Here is an 18,472-nt window from a genome sequence, read left to right on the forward strand (position 1 = left end):
ATATATTACAGAAAACGGTGAAATTTTATATAAAAGAGCTAAAGAAATATTAAATTTATTGGACATGACCATGGGTGAATTACATAATACTAAGTCAAATGTGGAAGGTCATTTGAAAATAGGTGCTTCTCTAACAATAGGAGAATATATTTTGCCTAATTTTCTGAAAAACTTTTGTTCAAAATACCCTAATGTTCAAATAGAAGTTCTTATTGAAAATACAAAATCTATTTGTGATAAATTATCTAATATAATATTGGATATAGGATTAGTTGAAGGAACTGTGTCTTCTCCTAATTTAAATCAAACATATTTTTATGAAGATAAAATGGTTCTTGCTATGCCATACAATATTGAAATTGACGAAGATAATTTTTCTTTAGATCTTCTAAAAAACTATAATTGGATTGGTAGAGAAAAAGGTTCTGGTACAAGAGAATATTTAGATATCTACTTAAATAGTTCTAAGATACAACCTAAAAATATTATGGTCTTTGGAAGTAATTATGCTGTAAAAGAAGCTGTAAAAAATAATATAGGAATTACTATTATATCAAATTTAATAGCTTATCCTTCATACTTAAACAAAGAATTGAAGATTCTCACGCTAGATAACAATTTTACTCGTAACTTTTCGTATATTCTAGCTAATAATATTACACATTCTAAAGCAAGTGACTTATTTATTAAAGAATTAAAAGACTTTGTTTTAACTTTGTAGATTAAATATCATTAAATTAATATTTTTTTTCATAACATAAATATAATTATCTACAAATTTCGTTTGTATATATTTGTAGTTATTTGTATTATTTTAAATATTGGCATATTTTTTTTTATTATTTGCAAAATTAATGTAGTTTTTTTTATGGTGAAAGTAAGGAATAAGTATAGTACAATTTTCTTAATAAAAGATTTCATGGGAGGTTTTATTATGAGTGGTACAGTTATTGTTATTTTTTCCTTACTATCCTTAAGTCTTGTTTATTTCTTGTTAAACGTTTGCATACAGTTTAATCGCATAAACAGTTTAAATCTATTGCTTGGTATGGATGTCACTAAGCTTTATAATATCGATGAAAATCATGAAGATGATTATTATTTTAACTACTTAATCAGAAAATCTGCTATGCAGCTATATATCTTAACAAATAAAAGGACTTAGGCTTTTACTATTAACATACATACGCACACTATTGTTTAAAATAATTTTTTACATAAAAATAGGTGATTACAAATTTATAATCACCCATTTAATATTAAATTTAATAGAAATTTTTTAGTTGCTTAAGTCTACTAGGATGTCTCAACTTCCTAATAGCCTTAGCTTCAATTTGTCTAATTCTCTCTCTTGTAACCCCAAATACTTTTCCTATTTCTTCTAGAGTCTTCGGATCATCATCGTCTAATCCAAATCTCATTCTTAATACTTTTTGTTCTTGATCATTAAGTCCTGTAAGAAGCTCATCTATCTTCTCTCTAAGATTTTTTTGTTCCACTTCATGAATAACTACATCATCTAAATTTGCATCTGATGGTATAAATTCTACTAAAGAACTATCTTCATCTTCTTTAATAGGAGTGTCTAAAGATACTACATTTTTATCTCTTTTTAGTATCTCAAGAATTTTATCAGGCTCCATATCGCATACTTCAGCTAGTTCATCTAATGACGGCTCTCTTTGTAATTCATTAGATAACTCTTGTTTTTTCCTTTTAATGAAGTTTATTCTTTGATGAAGATGAACTGGAATTCTTATGGTATTCTCGCAATCATCAATATATCTTGTGATGCTTTGTTTTATCCACCAAGTTGCATAGGTACTAAACTTAAAGCCTTTTTTGTAGTCATATTTTTCAACTGCTTTGATTAAACCTATATTTCCAGCTTGAATCAAATCTAGCATATCAACATTTTCTTTTCTGTACTTTTTTGCAATACTGACAACTAGTCTATAATTGGCATTGATAAATTTTTCTTTAGCTTCAGGTATAGAGTCGTCTATCTCTTTTGCCAATTCAATTTCTTCATTCGGTGTTAGCATTTTGTATTCTTCAATCTCTTTTAAATACATTTTCATAGCATTTGATGAAGATGATGAATCTCCAAAAACATAATTCTCATAAGTATGCTCTTTTTTAGCCCCCATATAATCTAACCCCTTCTTTATACATATTGTTCATTAAAAAAATCGGTAAAAACATATTTCGTCTATATCAACTATAGTATGTTTCACTTTATGAAAAAATGCATGTTCTTTGTATATTTTATAATTCATTAATATTCTACAGAATAACTTAAAAACCTTTATTTTTGCGTTATTTTACTTAATAAATATTTAAAATATATCCTATTCTACAATTAATAAAAAATATTTGCAAATCTTTTTTTTATTACAAATAATTATATTATTATATATTTCTATTATTATGTTGCTTATTTAGAACAACCACAGTCATGATCATCGTTATTGCATCCGCAGTCGTCACCGCATCCACAGCTATGCCCTTCTTCGTGATGGTCATGAGAACATCCGCATCCATCATGATGGTGGTGATCATGTTCTTCTGCCATTTCTTCTGCCTCGAAAAACTCTTTTTCCATTTGCTCATATGTAGGTAGAGATGCCTCTGTATCATATTCTTCCCCTGTCCAATCTGCATACATCATTTGATCTCCATTTGTAAGTATCATTCTTCCAGCCATTGTTATATTATCAACATATTCTAAGAACTCGATTTCTTTTTGTAAAGTATCTCCTTCTAATTCTACATCGTCATCTGTGCATCTTACTATTAATACTGGTGCAAAATATCCTTGTTTATCTTTAACATTTACTACTATGTCTAATATACCTTCAGCACCTTCTTCAAATTCACTTAATAATACATTTGTATCTATCATATCTTGAGGAACTAATAAATCCTCTATTAGGTATTTTAAAACTCTTTCTTTAACTAATTCTTGTGACATTATTATTCTCCTTTCAATGTTTAAAACTCACATTGTTAAAATATCATTATAATTTATTTCCTTTATATAGTATAATACATTTCATGATTTTTCAATCATCTTCACAATTATCATGTGCAAATATATCATAATTACTATATAATTGTCATATTTTATAAATACCCAATTGCTTCCTCTCTAGTCATAAAAAAATGTATTCCAGTTGTAGACTCTACCCATCTATCCTCATTGAAGTTTTCAGCTATAGCCCACTCACCAACTTTATAAATAAAACTTTCATCTACATAAGATGTAGCTTCCTCAAAAGATTCTGTTGAGTCTTCGCTTTTAATGCTAAGTACCTTTGCTTTATCACATCTACATGAGTTTCTTGTTGCTGAGGTTCTTTTGGCATCTCCTGGTACTAGAAGTTGAACTATTCTATAGTTATAACATTTCTTATATGCCAAAAATGCACCTTCACTTGGACAATACATTTCATAGTATTTTGTATTATGGTCATATATAACATCATCTAATAATGTATTTTCCAAATCACTACCAAATAAATTAGCTCCTTGAAAGTTGACACCCCTTAGATCACTTCCTCTAAAATCTACCCCCACAAGATTAGCATCTTTAAAGTTAGCACCTCTAAGGTCCATATTTACAAAAGTTCTACCTTGAAGGTTTTGTCCCTGAAAATTTAACTCCCTCATACAATCCCCCCTAATAATATATTATCTCTTCGCTCAATTTATAATTGTTTTTTACATTAAAAATATTATTTTTTCTATATGGAAATCCTTTTTTACCATGATAAATAAGCTTTCTACAATTTGTTACTTTTCAGTTTACATAAATCTTACGATTTTCTTAAAACTGCCACAAATAATTTTTTTTATAATATAATTAATAGGTATCTAATAATAATTAGTAAAGATTTATTTATAAATTGTAATTACAGTTACAATGTTGTAATCGCATTATGCGAATAAATATTATACTATATTCACAGAGTATTTTTACTTTATATTAAATCTTTACATAAATCTACTTAAAGAATTAATATAATTATTTTAAGTAGGAATTTTAGGAGGAAATATTATGAAATTTAAAAAGAAAGTTAGCTCTCTGTTAGTAGCGATGACAATAGTAGCAAGTAGCATTGTTCCGTCTTTTGCTGATGGTACTAGAGTAGTGACTATAGGTGTTAACAATACAGCTGAGCAAAGACAAAAAATATTTAATTATTTCGGTGTAAAGGAAAATGAAGTTCAGGTTTTAGAAGTAAATAATCAAGAAGAAAGAGAATACTTAGGTAAGGTAGCTACAGAGGCACAACTTGGAACTAAGACTTACTCTTGTGCTTATGTTGAACCAACTAATAATGGTGGAATAAATGTAAAAACTGCAAATATAACTTGGGTAACTTCTTCAATGGTAGCATCAACACTATCAACTGCTGGTATGACTAATGCCAATGCTGTAATAGCTGCCGTATTTCCTGTAAGTGGAACTGGTGCTTTAACAGGTGTTATGAAGGCTTTTGAAGATGCTTCTGGTGAAAAGTTAGATGAAGACAAAAAAGAATTAGCTTCTGAAGAATTAATAACTACAGGAGATCTTGGTGATGAAATAGGTCAGGATAAAGCAACTGGTGTTGTTAATGATATTAAAACAGAAGTTATAAAAAACGGTACAAGTGATGTTACACAAATAGCAGATATTATTAATAATGTAACTAATAATTACAATATTACATTAACAGATGCTCAAGTTAAACAAATAACTGACTTAATGGAAAAAATAGCTGCTCAAAATTATGATTATAATTCTATGAAAGAAACTTTAAATAATGTTTCTGATGTAGTTAAAGATAATTTACAAGAAGCTGGTGAAAGTGTAGGAAGTTCTGGAATAATGGATTCTATAGGAAACTTCTTCTCTTCAATTGGAGATTGGTTCTCTAATTTATTTAGTGGAAACAAAGATTTAGGTATACTTGGTGAAACTAAAGACGAGATGCTGGGAAGTAATGCAGTTATAAATGCTACAGACAAAGCAGCTGAGAACTTACCTTCTAGCGAAGAAGTGGAAGGATTCTTCCAAAAAATAATTAACTGGTTTACAAACTTATTCAACAACGATTCTGATAATAATGACAGCAACAATAATGATGTAAACAGTGGAGAATCTAACCAAGAAAATAATACTCAAACACCATCACAAGAAGAATCAAATAATAATAATGTAGAAAATAATACTAATAACAAGGACACTAACAATACTGAAAATACAGAAAACACTGATAATGCTCAGGATAGCCAAAATAGTGAAAATAATACTAACGATAATTCTTTAAATGTTCAAACTGAAACTGAACAACATTTTGACTCACAAGATTCAAATCAATAAGTTTTCATAACAAAGCTCCCATTTTTCAAATGGGAGCTTTTTATATTATTTACTCATTTCTATACTTTTGTTAACACAAGCTTCTACAGCTTTTATTACTGCACCTCTAAATTTTTCTTCTTCTAATACTTTTACAGCCTCTATAGTTGTTCCTCCAGGTGAACATACCATATCTTTTAATTCACCAGGATGCTTATCTTCTTCTAGAACCATTTTAGCAGCTCCCAAAACTCCTTGTGCTGCAAACTTATAAGCCTTGTCTCTTGGCATACCAGCTCTTACCGCACCATCAGCTATTGCTTCTATAAACATAAATGCATAAGCAGTTGATGAACCACTAGCTCCTATCACTGCATGAATTAAGTCTTCATTTACTACTTCACTTTTTCCTAGAGAATCAAACAAAGATTTAACAAAATCTAATTCTTCTTTACTTATGTTTTTATTTGGCGATAAAGAAGTCATTCCTTCTCCAACTAATGAAGGTGTGTTTGGCATTGTTCTTACAATTTTTTTATCATTACCAATAATGTTTTCCACTGATTCAATAGTCTTTCCTGCTGCAATTGTTATTATTATTTTTTTATCATCTATCACATCTTTAATTTCTTCTAGAACTTCATCATATATATTTGGTTTTACACCTATTACTATAAGGTCTGAAAATTCAGCCACTTCTTTAGAGTCTTTTGTTACATGAACATTGTACTCTTTTTTTAATCTTTCCATAGTTCTTTCACTTTTAGCAGAAGCCATTATATGTTCATTGTCCATCATTTTAGATTTCAAAATGCCACCTAAAATTGCCCCACCCATATTTCCTGCACCTATAAAACCTATTTTTTTCATATGTCTCCTCCTTTTTATTATTACAAATAAATTATATCATTACCTTTTTATAACAGAAACATATTTATTATTTTTAATATAAAATCTCCATAATTTATCTTTATCTTCTTGCGCATAATCTATATTAATTCTTTTATCTACAGCAATCTCAAAATCATTATCTGGATTATCTTCAATATAAAGTTCTGATCTAAATATACTTTTGCCACTTAATCCTCTATCTATATTTAATCCTTTACATAGTTTACCTGGACCATTTGTCAAATTCTTTTTTTGATAATTATTCAGTTCATTATAAGGCTTAGAAAATCTATTGTAAGATATTTCATCCCAACTATTTATAGGCTCTACTGCTCTAATTAAAACACACTCTGGTATATTTTCTTTATTGGCTGATAAATTTAAACAGTTGTACATCCCATAAATTAAATAAACATAAATATGACCTCCAGATAAATACAGAGGAGCAGTTCTAGTGCTTTTTTTATTCTTATATGCATGAGCAGCCTTATCTTTTGCTCCCATATATGCCTCGGTTTCTACTATTTTAGTTATAATTTTTTTATTTTCATATTCTCTAATTAAAAATTTATTTAAAAGACTTTTAGCTAGAGTTATTCCATCCATATTATAAAATTCTTGTTTCAAATTATATCCTCCTTAGTTAGCTTTACTTTTTTGGTCATTTTACTATCTATGTTCTTTAGACAACTTAAAATATATTTATTAATAGTATAACTCTATTTTTTTCAATTATTGATGAAGTAATTATATTAAACTATAATTTATTTATAGACAATTATAGGGGGGATTAAATGAAAACTTTAGGCATAATTGATATTGGTTCAAATTCAATTAAATTAATAATTGTAGAAATAGATAATAGTTCTTATAGCGAAATTTTCCATAAAAAGTTTCAAACTAGATTATCTGATTTTGTAGGAAGGGAAACCAAAGAATTATCTTCAGAGGGGATGAAAAATTTTTTTGGAATTATATTTACATTTAAAAAGTTCTGTGATGACTACAATTGTGATGAAATTATTGCTGTAGGTACAGAATCTCTTAGAGAAATTAAAAACTCCACAGAAATTATAAATGATATTTCTGTGTCTTTAGGTGTTCATATAAGATTATTATCACCTACAGAAGAATGCTATTTAGGATATGTTTCTTCCATACCAAAAGAGTTGGATAATTATGTTCATTTAGATATGGGTGGCGGAAGTGTTGAAATCGGCCTAGTAAAAGATAAAATTCTTATGGAGAGTGTTAGTATTCCCATGGGTGCTTTGAAAATAACAAATAAGTTTCATATTAAAGATGGCATTTCCAACGAGGAATTTTGTCAAATTCAAGAATACATATATGGTAAGTTAAATAATATTTCATGGATTGGTGAATGTAAAAACCTCCCTGCAATTATAATTGGTGGATCAATAAAAACTATTGGTAGAATTCATCAAAAGGAATATGATATTACTTCAAATATTCATGGTTATGAATTATTTTATAAGGATATAAAAGTTCTTTTACAGAAGATAAGTAATATGTCTTTAAAAGAAGTTATTTATACTACAGGCATCTCAAAAAGTAGAGGAGATATTTTACTTGGTGCTTTAGTCATTTTAAACAGCATTATATTGTATTTGCAATCTTCAAAAATCATAATAAGTAAATATACAATTAGAGAAGGTATTATTAATGACTATATAAATAATCTGCTTCGCTCATGTCACCAACAAGATACCTTGTCTGTAGCTTCAAGCAAGAACATTTCTCAAGTTAGTTCAACTAAAGATAAAAAAGAAGGATATTAAAATCCTTCTCTTTTAGTAAAATTTATTATAAATTAAAATGTTGGAACTATACTTCCTTCATATTTTTCTTCTATAAATGACTTAACTTTATCACTAGTTAAAGCTTCAGTTAAGGCTTTTATTTTTTCACTATCTTTATTATCCTCTCTACAAGCTAATATGTTAGCATATGGTGAATCACTAGCTTCTATTACTATTGCATCCTTTGTTGGATTCAAGTTAACATTTAAAGCAAAGTTTGTATTTATTACTGCAAAATCTACATCTTGTAAAGTTGATGGAACTTGAGCTGCATCTACTTCTACTATTTCTATATTCTTTGGATTTTTAGTTATATCTTTTGCAGTTATCAACTCTTTATCTGCTACTTCTATAACACCATTTTTAGCTAGTAATTGTAAAGCTCTTGCTTCATTAGTAGCATCATTTGGAACAGATATTTTAGCTCCATCTTTTAAGTCATCTAAGCTATCAAACTTCTCAGAGTAAACGCCCATTGGTTCTATATGAACTTTTGCAGTATATGTTAATTTTAAATCTTTCTCTTTATTCATTTCTTCCAAGTATGGAATATGTTGGAAGAAATTTGCATCTAATTCACCTTCTGATAAAGATGTATTTGGAAGTACATAGTCATCAAACTCTACTACTTCTAATTTATAACCTTTTTCTTCTAATAATGGCTTTGCTACTTCTAAAATTTCTGCATGTGGCGCTGGAGATGCTCCCACTTTTATAGTTTTATCTTCCTCTCCACTTGCTTTAGAACACCCTACAAATAATGATGCACTTATAACTCCTACTAATGTTAATCCTAATAATTTTTTTAATTTCATTTTTAAATCCCCCTTGTATGTATTATTTTTATACTATAAATTTTATAATTCAATCATATTTATTAATGCTACAAGTATAGCGAATTTATTTAAGTAACAAAGTTGCCTAAAGTAATAACGAAAGCATCTTGTTGAATTGACGCTATGAGCGTAGCAAATCTTTATTTTTAGCAACAGATTTTTCTAAAGCGGTATCGAAGAAATATTGTTGGCGATATAAAATGTACTCACATTTTATTTTAGTTTTTTATATGCTAAGTCCCCTGCACTTTGTATAATCTGTACCATTATAATAAGCGTAACTACAACATATACCATTACTGAAGTATCAAATCTTTGATGGCCATAAACTATAGCAACTTTTCCAAGACCTCCAGCTCCTACAGTTCCTGCCATTGCCGTACACCCTAATATAGAAATTATTGATAAAGTAATTCCAGATACTATCGATGGCATTGCTTCTTTTACTATTACTTTGAATATTATTTGTAAATTTGTAGCTCCAAAAGATTTTGCAGCTTCTATCAATCCTTCATCCACCTCGTTTAACGCTGTTTCAATCACTCTTGCAATAAATGGTGCAGCACCTATAGTAATAGGAACTATAGCCGCTGTTTCCCCAATAGATGTTCCAACAATAAATCTTGTAAAAGGTATCAGTGCTATTAATAAAATAATAAACGGAAAACTTCTTACCATATTCACTATAAATCCTAATATGCTGTACACAGTTTTATTTGGCTTAAGTCCTCTCGGCTTAGTTACCACTAAAATTACTGCCATTATAAATCCTAAAATTGTTGCTACTATAGTTGGTACGATTATCATATACAACGTCTGAAGTAAAGCTTCTCCAAGTATTTCAGTTAAATAAATATATAAACTAGTTTTATTCATTTATGATTTCCTCCCATCTGACTTTTTTCTCATCTAGATATTTTTTTATCTTTTCTCTATGATCATTAGAAACATTTATTATTAATGATCCCAATATATCTTCTCTGTATTTTTCTAACTTACCACATATGATAGAGAAGTTTATGTCCAAATCCCTTGCCATGGAAGTTATTATAGAATCATTAGATATTTCTTTTGGGAAGATTATTCTTATATTAGTCCCCTTTGGTAAAACAATATCATCTTCTCCAACTAATTTTTGTAAGTTTTTAGAGTTTTGTAAAAACAACTCTTCTGTATCCCCAATTTCTAGCACTTCACCATATTCCATAATCGCCACTCTAGAACAAATTTGTTTTATTACTTCCATTTGGTGAGTAACCATAATTATTGTTATATTCAACTTCTTGTTTATATCTTGTAATAAACTTAATATGGATTTTGTTGTGTTTGGATCTAAAGCTGATGTTGCTTCATCGCATAGAAGTACTTTTGGATTTAAAGCTAAAGCTCTTGCTATTGCTACCCTTTGTTTTTGACCACCACTTAAGTTTCTCGGTTTCATATTTTTCTTATCATGTATTCCTACTAATGTTAAAAGTTCATCTACTCTTTTATTTATTTCATCTTTTGGATATTTAAAACACTCCAGTGGCAGCGCCACATTTTCAAATACTGTTTTTCTTTCTAACAGTGAAAAATGCTGAAATATCATTCCTAAGTCTTTTCTTAAAAGTCTAAGGTTTTTTTCATTTAATTTTTTCACTTCCCTATTTTCTACTGTTATGCTTCCTTCTTCATAAGCCTCAAGCCTATTTATACATCTAAGTAACGTAGATTTACCAGCTCCACTATGGCCTATTATTCCAAATATCTCACCTTTGTTTATATGAATATTAATATTATTTAAAACTTTTGTTTTTCCATAATACTTATTAACTCCTGATATTTGTATCATTTTATTATTCCCCCCCTTAAAAGCCTCTTAGTTTTAGTCTAATAATTGTATTAAAAAAAGCCTAAGTATAAACTTAGGCTAAAATGACTAATTTATACTCATCTTTCAACTAATAATAGTTGCAGGATTTAGCACCATGTACAAAATTGTACTGGTTGCCGGGTTTCATAGGGCCAGTCCCTCCACCACTCTTGATAAGAGTCTTTTTAATTTTTATTATGTTATAAATGTTAACCATTTTTTTCTAAAATGTCAATCATTTATTTTATTTTTATAAATAATTTTTTTATTATTTAGTTGTATTTTTTGTATTGTTATTTTCTATAGTTTTTCTATCGATTCCTAGTTTTGTATTCATATTTCTTAACATATCACCAAATGTGTTTGTTACATTTTCCCCAGCTCTTACTGTATCATCTACTAATTTAATAAATTCATCTTGTGTTTTATTATAATCATTTTTAGTTATTTTATCTAATTTTGCTATTTTACCATCTATATCTTTTATTAATTTCTCTCCTTCTGCAATTAAATCTTCATTCATTTTCTTTAATTCAGCATCATCAGTTTTTGCATCGTTTTTTAGACCATCTACAAATGATTGTATTTTTTCTTTACTGTCTTTGTAAGCAGCTTTTACATCACTTAAATATTTTTCATTTCCTGGATATTCTTTATTTTTATATGCGTTATTAGCGGTATCAACATCAGTATACATATTGTATCCACCTAGTGTTCCTACACTTTTATCGTATAGCCCTGTATAAGTATTAAAAAATGTTTTATCTGCAACTTTGTCTGCACTTTCTGGTTGAGCTTGTTCTTTATTACTACACGCTACTGCAGTAAAAAGTAAAAGAAAAGATAATGCTAGTGTTATAAATTTTTTCATTTAAGTTATCCTCCATTTTAAATTCTGTCTTTAAGAATTATTATCTCAAGTTTTTACTTTTTTATTTGCTTTAAAAAATTTTCATTTATTTTTTTGAATTAACTAAAAATTAAATCTTCCATATTAACTTCTGTTTGTTGCATTTTATTGTCAATTAAAAATTTTTGAGTATATTTAAGGGTTTGAATTTCATTTCTTCCTATTGCTGGATTAGAATCATACCATCTGTAAGAAAATTGCATTATATTAAACATATATATTTGTTTATCATAATGCTTACTTTTCCTTAAGTGATTTAATTATTTTAGGTAAAGTTTTTTTATTTATAAAAATAAGATAAATTTTCTATTTTAAATAATTTATAGATTTTAATCTTTTTAATTCTTTGTTAAATATAAATTGATTATTAATTTTCGTTATAAATTTTTATAACTCCAAAATTTTTATGGATAATAAATAAAAACAGTTGTTATAAAAAATATAACAACTGTTTTTTCTTTAATTACATTTACTATATCCACATTGGAGGCATATTGTACAACCGCCTGTAGGTATTATAGATTCATTGCCACATTCTGGACAAATAAATTTTTCCTGACCTTCTTTAATTTGATGCTCTTCAGCCTTTTCTATTTTGTCTTCTTTAACCTTTTTTTCTTTATCAGATTTTTTGTCATTTAATAAGACTCCACTTCTCTCACATCCATCTCTATAAATTGTTATACCTTTTAGTTTATTTTCCCATGCAGACATATAGATGTTATAAACACCTTCTATTGTAGCTTCATATGGTAGATTTATAGTGGATGATATGGATGCATCAATATGCTTTTGCCAAGCTGCTTGCATAGCTATTCTTTCTTCTGGTTTTAAATTCATTGCTGTTACAAATGTATTTGGTAATTCATTTTCATCAGTAATATCTTTTAAATTCATATATTCTTTAACTATTGGTGTATACACTTTGTAATAAACATCCTGTGAGTGAAGAGTTTCTGTTTTTCTAGTATAGGAAATATTAAACATAGGCTCTATTCCTCCACTTATACCAAGCATGGTAGATATGGATCCTGTTGGTGGTATGGTTAATATTTGTGAGTTTCTAAGTCCATATTTCTTTACTAATTCTTTTACACCTTCATCTATATTATTTATAAAGAAAGGAGATTTAAATATAGCTTCTTCATTGTACTTCTCATAAGTACCTCTCTCTTTTGCTAGTAAAGCAGACTTTTTCACAGCACTATTTAACATAGATTTTGAAATTTTATCACATAAATCAATTGACTCTTCTGAGCCATATCTAATATTTAATTTTATAAGCATATCTGCTATACCCATAACTCCTAGACCTATTTGTCTATACTGAGATACACTTTTTTGTTGTTGTTTTAGTGGGTGAAGAGAAAGACCTTCTTCTAATACTTCATTTAATCCCAATATACAGTCTTCGACACAAGCTTTGAATTTTTCCATATCAAATATGGCATTATCCGTGAATGGTTCCACAACAAACTCAGATAAGTTCATAGATCCAAGCAAGCAACTTCCTCCTGCTGGCAGTGGTTCTTCTGCACAAGGATTAACACCATCATGTTTAAATTCTTTATCTTCACTTAATAGATGATATTTTCTTATGTTGTCCCAAAATAACATGCCTGGCTCTGCATAGTCCCAGTTGTTTTTAACTAGCTTCATAAATAACTCATAAGCATCTACTTGTTTTGTTATTTCTTCTTTTGTTGGTTCCATCAAAAATTTACAAGTATATTTTTCTTTATTTTTAACAGCTTTCATAAATTCATCACTTATTTTTACAGATATATTAGCCTTTGTGACTTTTTCCAAATCAGTTTTAACATCTATGAATTCTTCAATATCTGGATGGCTTATATCCATGGAAATCATCAGAGCTCCACGTCTTCCTTTTTGCCCAATAAGTCCCGTAGTCATTGAATATAAATCCATAAACGACACAGCTCCTGATGTGGTTTTTGCCGCATTATGTACTTCCGCCCCGTTTGGTCTAAGTTTAGAAATATCTATTCCCACACCCCCACCATAAGAAAATGTTCTTGCTAAATTTTTAGCTGTATCAAATATACTCTCCAAATTATCCTCTGGTGGTTCTAGAACATAGCAGTTTGAATAAGTAACCTTTATATTATCTCTATATAATCCTCTGTTTGCTAAAATTCTCCCCGCAAATAAAAACTTTCTTTCTCTTATTAATTTTGCAATTTTATGATTTCCTCCACTAATTCTTTCTATCCATTCATTAAAACTTTCTTCCTTATACTGATATTTATTTCTCCAGATAGATTTTTGTAACTCGTCCATATTCCACTTTGAATTTCTTATTTCAGTTCTTCTATCTCTATAAATAATATATTTTTTAGCAACATCTTTTCTATTAGATGACATTAACAAATCTTCTACTTCATCTTGTATATTTTCTACTGTAGCCTCTATTTCTTTATTTTGTATTTTTTCCTCTACCATTGTAGCTATATTTTCAGCCAATTCTCGATCCGTACCAAACTTGCTATTTATGGAAGATTTATATACTGCATTAAATATCTTTCTTTTATCAAATATTTCTATTGTTCCATCTCTTTTACATACTTTTATCATATTTTTCTCCTAAATATTTTTCGAATTTCTTTATTTTTATAACCTTATGTTGTTTTTATATTATTTTTATGTCAATCATTGATATTTACTTTATGTATTTTTCATTTCATACTAATATATTTTGTACTCATTGATTTATTATTCAAAAAGTTGTTTAGTTTTTTATTCACTATAAAGCCCTCCTAAGAATAAACTTAGAAGGGCAATTTATAATTAATCTTTTATTAAGTTTTTTTCTACTAAATAATCATGTGCTACTTTTTCTGGAGTTTGTCCTTCTTCATCAACTTTATAATTTAATTCAATCATATCATCTTCATTTATTACTCCACTTAATTTATTTAGTACTTCCTCTGTTTCAGGATATTTTGAAATTAAATCTTCTCTAACTAATGGTACAGCATAATAAGGCGGGAAGAATGATTCATCATCTTCTAACACTTTTAAATTGAATTTCTTTAATAATCCATCAGTAGAAAATGCATCTATTACTTGGGCATCTCCCCTTTGTAAAGCTTGATACCTTAAAGCACCATCCATACTTTTAATTTCCTTAAAATTCATGTCATAATATTTCTGTAACCCAGGTAAACCATCTTCTCTATTTTGAAATGCTAATGTTGGTGAAAATACAAATCCCTCTGAATATTTAGTTAAATCAGAATAAGTTTCTATATTATATTTTTTAGATACATCAGATTCCATAGCTAAAGTGTAGGTATTATTAAAGCCTATAGGGTCTAGTACTTTTATACCATATTCCTTATCTAAGTGTTCTTTTACACGATTGTATACATCATCAGCATCTCCTGTAGCTTCTTCTTTCATTATATTCATTAAAATAGTTCCTGTATAATCTGCACACATGTCAACTTCACCACTTACTATAGAACTCCAAAGAACTGAAGTTCCCATGTTTAATTTTCGTTCAATATTATAATCTGTGTATTCTTCTAGTAAATCTGAATACATATTTCCAAGTATTAATCCTTCTGTGTAATCCTTTGAACCTACTACTATTGTATCCTTTTTACCAAAACTTTGTCCTATGGAAGTAAATAATATAACTACTACAACTACAACTGTACATACTTTTAATCCTGTATGACTACTCTTTCTTTTATCATTATGAGATTTTTGATATGAATATTTACTCATAACTGATTTTTCTACCCTAGAGAATATATAATCCACTGAAAGAGCTAATATACAAGCTGGAATAGCACCTGCAAGAATCATTATATTGTTTACAGTTTGAACTCCAGAAAATACTAAATAACCAAGTCCACCTGCACCTATAAATGCAGCTAAAGTCATAAGTCCAACAGCTGTTACTGCTGAAATTCTTATACCAGCCATAATTATGGGAAGAGCTAAAGGTAACTGTATTTTATATAAAATTTGCTTTGAAGTAAGTCCAATTCCTGTGGCAGATTCTATTATATTTTTATCTATTCCAAGAATTCCTGTGGTAGTATTTTTTACTATAGGTAATAAAGAGTATAAAACAACCATCATTATGGCTGGTTTACTACCAATGCCTAGTACTGGTACTAACAATCCGAGTAACGCCATAGATGGTATTGCTTGAAATACATTAATCATACCTACAATATACTTTCTAAGTTTTTCATTTTTAGAAACTAATATTCCAAGAGGTATACCAATAATAATAGCCACAACTATTGCTACAACAGTTAATTGAATATGTTGTATTAATAATGATATAATTTGGCCTTTTTGTGCTGATAAGTAATTTATAAAATTAATCAAGTATACTCACCTCCATTTCAAGGAACTGCTCACTTAAAACAGAAAGTAAACTACTTCTTGTTATTAGACCTGCCAACTTATTATAGCGAGTAATTACAGGTACATGGCCAATTCCCTCCCTATTCATTACTTCTAATATCTCAACTAAATTATTGTCATCATATACAAATATAGGCTCATCATTCATTATTTCACTTAAGTAGTGATTTTGAATTCCGTTTCTTCTAAGTTCTTTTATAGTAACAATGCCAAGAAAGTTTTCATCTTTATCAACTACTAATAAACTATCTACTTTATTTGTTCTCATAATTTCCATACCTTGTATAACAGTTCTTGATCTTTTTACACTTACAGGATTTTTAATCATTATGTCTCTAGCTTTTATGTATTCCGGTGCATTCCATAATCTATCACTACCTATAAAATTTTTAACAAATTCATTTGCCGGATTTCTAAGTAAATTTTCCACTGTGTCATATTGTTGAACTTTTCCATCTTTCATAATACATATTTTATCTGCTAATTTTAATGCTTCATCCATATCATGAGTAACAAATATGATAGTTTTCTTTAACTCTTCTTGCAGTGAATATAACCATTCCTGTAATTGAGTACGAGTTATTGGATCCAGTGCACTGAAGGGTTCATCCATTAAAATTATCTCTGCATCAGTTGCAATTGCTCTTACAAGCCCAATCCTTTGTTGTTGACCACCACTAAGCTCACTTGGATATTTATACAAAAATTCCTTAGGATCAAGACCCACCATATTCATCAGTTCTATTGTTTTTTCTTCAATTTCTTCTTCAGTTTTCTCTTTTTTTAAATTTGGAATTAGCTCTATGTTTTCTTTTATAGTCATATGAGGAAATAATCCTACACTTTGTATAACGTAACCAATATTTCTTCTTAGCTTAATAGGATTTTCCTTAGATATAGGTATGTCATTTATGAAAATTTCTCCCTTTGTAGGCTCAATTAGTTTATTTATTAATTTTAAGGTAGTAGTCTTTCCACAACCACTAGGACCTATTAAAACAACAAAGCTCCCCTCTTCTATTTTCAAGGAAACATCATCTAATATTGTTTTCTTTCCTACTTTTTTAGAAATGTTCTTTATTTCTATCATAATATCCCCCTTCCAACAAACAACTTATTATTTTTTATAAGTTGTTTAAGATATATTATATCACTCCTTTTATGCGCATTCAATATTTTAGTAAAATTTCTAACCAAATTTATATTAGATTACATTTTAATTTCTGAAAAATTCCCTTATATTGAGACTCTGCATAGACTAATTATCTTCATTTTGAGTAGTTGTGCTTATAAAAAAGACGAACTAATGAAAGTTCGTCTTTTACAAATCTTATTTATCAAATTTATCTATTTCTTCTAATAACTCTTCTACTAAAGAATCGCCTTTTATTTTTCTAACAATTTCACCTTTTTTAAATAGAAGACCTTCTCCTTTTCCACCAGCTATACCTATATCAGCTTCTCTAGCTTCACCAGGGCCATTTACAGCACATCCCATAATAGCTACTGTCATGTTTTTGTTTATATCTTTTATTCTATCTTCTACTTCATTTGCCACACTTATCAAATCAATATTACATCTTCCACAAGTTGGACAAGATACTATTTTTATTTTGTCATTTAATAAATTTAAACTTCTAAGTATGTCTTTACCAACATGAACCTCTTCCACAGGATCTCCTGTTAATGAAATTCTTATGGTATCACCAATTCCATTCATTAAAAGTGAACCTACACCTATTGATGATTTAATAGTTCCTTTTTTAATCCCACCAGCTTCTGTTATACCTAAGTGAAGAGGATAATCTACTTTTTCACTCATTAGAGTATAAGCTTCTACTGCTGTGTAAATATCTGATGATTTTAATGATATTACTATATTGTAAAAGTCTAAGTCTTCAAGAATTTTAATATGTGCTAAAGCACTTTCTACTAGAGCTTCTGGTGTAGCATGCCCATATTTTTCTAACAAATGTTTTTCTAAAGAGCCACCATTAACACCAATTCTTATTTTTAAATTTTTTTCCTTACATTTTTCAACTACTGCTTTTACTCTATCGATACTTCCTATGTTACCTGGGTTAATCCTTATACCATCTACACCTTCTTCTATTGCTTTTAAAGCTAGTTTGTAGTCAAAGTGTATGTCTGCTATTAACGGTATATTTATTCCTTTTTTTATTTTTCCCAAATTTTCCGCTGCTATCATATCAGGAACTGCAACCCTTACCGCGTCGCATCCTGCTTCTTCTAATCTTTTTATTTGTTCTATTGTTTTTATAGCATCCCTAGTATCTGTTGTTGTCATAGACTGAACTGCAATTGGATTATTTCCTCCAATTTTTATATTACCTAAAGATACTTCTCTTGTTTTTTTTCTATTATAACTCAAAACTTCACCTT

Annotated in this window: 18 protein-coding genes and 1 riboswitch; of the genes, 4 read left to right on the plus strand and 14 right to left on the minus strand. The window is 28.6% G+C overall.

Translation table 11 applies throughout. The features are described 5' to 3' along the window. Together QX51_RS17085 and QX51_RS17090 are read left to right on the plus strand one after the other, a co-directional pair. Positions 1-721, plus strand: a 721-nt coding sequence (locus tag QX51_RS17085) for a LysR substrate-binding domain-containing protein (protein ID WP_039681111.1), incomplete at its 5' end; no start/stop codon positions are given. Positions 722-934: 213 nt separating this feature from the next. Next, positions 935-1,165, plus strand: a complete 231-nt coding sequence (locus tag QX51_RS17090; protein WP_039681112.1) for a hypothetical protein — start codon at positions 935-937, stop codon at positions 1,163-1,165. A 100-nt stretch (positions 1,166-1,265) separates the two neighbouring features. On the opposite strand, the gene QX51_RS17095 is transcribed toward QX51_RS17090, so the two are convergent. The 3 genes from QX51_RS17095 to QX51_RS17105 all read right to left on the minus strand — a co-directional run bounded on the left by QX51_RS17095 (position 1,266) and on the right by QX51_RS17105 (position 3,672). Then, positions 1,266-2,150, minus strand: coding sequence for a sigma-70 family RNA polymerase sigma factor (locus QX51_RS17095; protein ID WP_039681113.1), 885 nt, complete (start codon positions 2,148-2,150; stop codon positions 1,266-1,268). Between the two features lie 287 nt (positions 2,151-2,437). Further along, positions 2,438-2,974 (minus strand): type I restriction enzyme HsdR N-terminal domain-containing protein, encoded by a 537-nt coding sequence (locus QX51_RS17100; RefSeq protein WP_039681114.1) that lies wholly within the window; start codon positions 2,972-2,974, stop codon positions 2,438-2,440. A gap of 152 nt (positions 2,975-3,126) precedes the next feature. Then, positions 3,127-3,672: a pentapeptide repeat-containing protein gene (locus QX51_RS17105; RefSeq protein ID WP_039681115.1), complete on the minus strand. Its 546-nt coding sequence runs from the start codon at positions 3,670-3,672 to the stop codon at positions 3,127-3,129. Between the two features lie 388 nt (positions 3,673-4,060). On the opposite strand from QX51_RS17105, the gene QX51_RS17110 reads away from it, so the two are divergent. Next, the gene (locus tag QX51_RS17110; RefSeq protein WP_039681116.1) at positions 4,061-5,371 is read left to right on the plus strand and encodes a DUF1002 domain-containing protein; all 1,311 of its coding nucleotides are present in this window, start codon (positions 4,061-4,063) and stop codon (positions 5,369-5,371) included. Positions 5,372-5,416: 45 nt separating this feature from the next. Here QX51_RS17110 and proC read toward each other — a convergent pair whose 3' ends face one another. Both proC and QX51_RS17120 read right to left on the minus strand, forming a co-directional pair. Then, positions 5,417-6,220, minus strand: a complete 804-nt coding sequence (gene proC, locus QX51_RS17115; RefSeq protein ID WP_039681117.1) for a pyrroline-5-carboxylate reductase — start codon at positions 6,218-6,220, stop codon at positions 5,417-5,419. A gap of 39 nt (positions 6,221-6,259) precedes the next feature. Beyond that, positions 6,260-6,868, minus strand: a complete 609-nt coding sequence (locus QX51_RS17120) for a DNA-3-methyladenine glycosylase (protein ID WP_074078872.1) — start codon at positions 6,866-6,868, stop codon at positions 6,260-6,262. Between the two features lie 167 nt (positions 6,869-7,035). Here QX51_RS17120 and QX51_RS17125 point away from each other — a divergent pair, with 167 nt between their 5' ends. Continuing rightward, complete coding sequence (locus QX51_RS17125) at positions 7,036-8,040, plus strand: Ppx/GppA phosphatase family protein (protein ID WP_039681118.1); 1,005 nt, start codon at positions 7,036-7,038, stop codon at positions 8,038-8,040. Positions 8,041-8,072: 32 nt separating this feature from the next. Here the strand turns inward: QX51_RS17125 and QX51_RS17130 are convergent, their stop codons facing one another. The 9 genes from QX51_RS17130 to ispG all read right to left on the minus strand — a co-directional run bounded on the left by QX51_RS17130 (position 8,073) and on the right by ispG (position 18,461). Continuing rightward, complete coding sequence (locus QX51_RS17130) at positions 8,073-8,876, minus strand: MetQ/NlpA family ABC transporter substrate-binding protein (protein WP_039681119.1); 804 nt, start codon at positions 8,874-8,876, stop codon at positions 8,073-8,075. Between the two features lie 234 nt (positions 8,877-9,110). Further along, positions 9,111-9,773, minus strand: coding sequence for a methionine ABC transporter permease (locus QX51_RS17135; RefSeq protein WP_039681120.1), 663 nt, complete (start codon positions 9,771-9,773; stop codon positions 9,111-9,113). After that, positions 9,766-10,731 (minus strand): methionine ABC transporter ATP-binding protein, encoded by a 966-nt coding sequence (locus QX51_RS17140; protein WP_039681121.1) that lies wholly within the window; start codon positions 10,729-10,731, stop codon positions 9,766-9,768. The genes QX51_RS17135 and QX51_RS17140 overlap by 8 nt, the downstream gene beginning before the upstream one ends. Positions 10,732-10,826: 95 nt before the next feature. Beyond that, a riboswitch (SAM riboswitch) is annotated at positions 10,827-10,932 on the minus strand. 88 nt (positions 10,933-11,020) lie between these two features. Then, positions 11,021-11,623 carry a hypothetical protein gene (locus QX51_RS17145; protein ID WP_052233137.1) on the minus strand — a complete coding sequence of 201 codons (603 nt, stop codon included), beginning with the start codon at positions 11,621-11,623 and terminating at the stop codon, positions 11,021-11,023. 98 nt (positions 11,624-11,721) lie between these two features. Continuing rightward, entirely contained in the window at positions 11,722-11,877 is a 156-nt protein-coding gene (locus QX51_RS20765) for a hypothetical protein (protein ID WP_161791941.1), read from the minus strand. 244 nt (positions 11,878-12,121) lie between these two features. After that, positions 12,122-14,257, minus strand: a complete 2,136-nt coding sequence (locus tag QX51_RS17150) for an adenosylcobalamin-dependent ribonucleoside-diphosphate reductase (RefSeq protein ID WP_039681122.1) — start codon at positions 14,255-14,257, stop codon at positions 12,122-12,124. 213 nt (positions 14,258-14,470) lie between these two features. Then, positions 14,471-16,030 carry an ABC transporter permease/substrate-binding protein gene (locus QX51_RS17155; RefSeq protein ID WP_039681123.1) on the minus strand — a complete coding sequence of 520 codons (1,560 nt, stop codon included), beginning with the start codon at positions 16,028-16,030 and terminating at the stop codon, positions 14,471-14,473. After that, positions 16,023-17,159 (minus strand): ABC transporter ATP-binding protein, encoded by a 1,137-nt coding sequence (locus tag QX51_RS17160; protein WP_039681124.1) that lies wholly within the window; start codon positions 17,157-17,159, stop codon positions 16,023-16,025. Before QX51_RS17160 ends, QX51_RS17155 begins: the two co-directional genes overlap by 8 nt. 240 nt (positions 17,160-17,399) lie before the next feature. Beyond that, entirely contained in the window at positions 17,400-18,461 is a 1,062-nt protein-coding gene (gene ispG, locus QX51_RS17165) for a flavodoxin-dependent (E)-4-hydroxy-3-methylbut-2-enyl-diphosphate synthase (protein ID WP_039681125.1), read from the minus strand. Positions 18,462-18,472 lie beyond the last annotated feature (11 nt).

Origin of the sequence: Terrisporobacter othiniensis (assembly GCF_000808015.1) — a bacterium.
Taxonomy (GTDB): Bacteria; Bacillota; Clostridia; order Peptostreptococcales; family Peptostreptococcaceae; genus Terrisporobacter; species Terrisporobacter muris.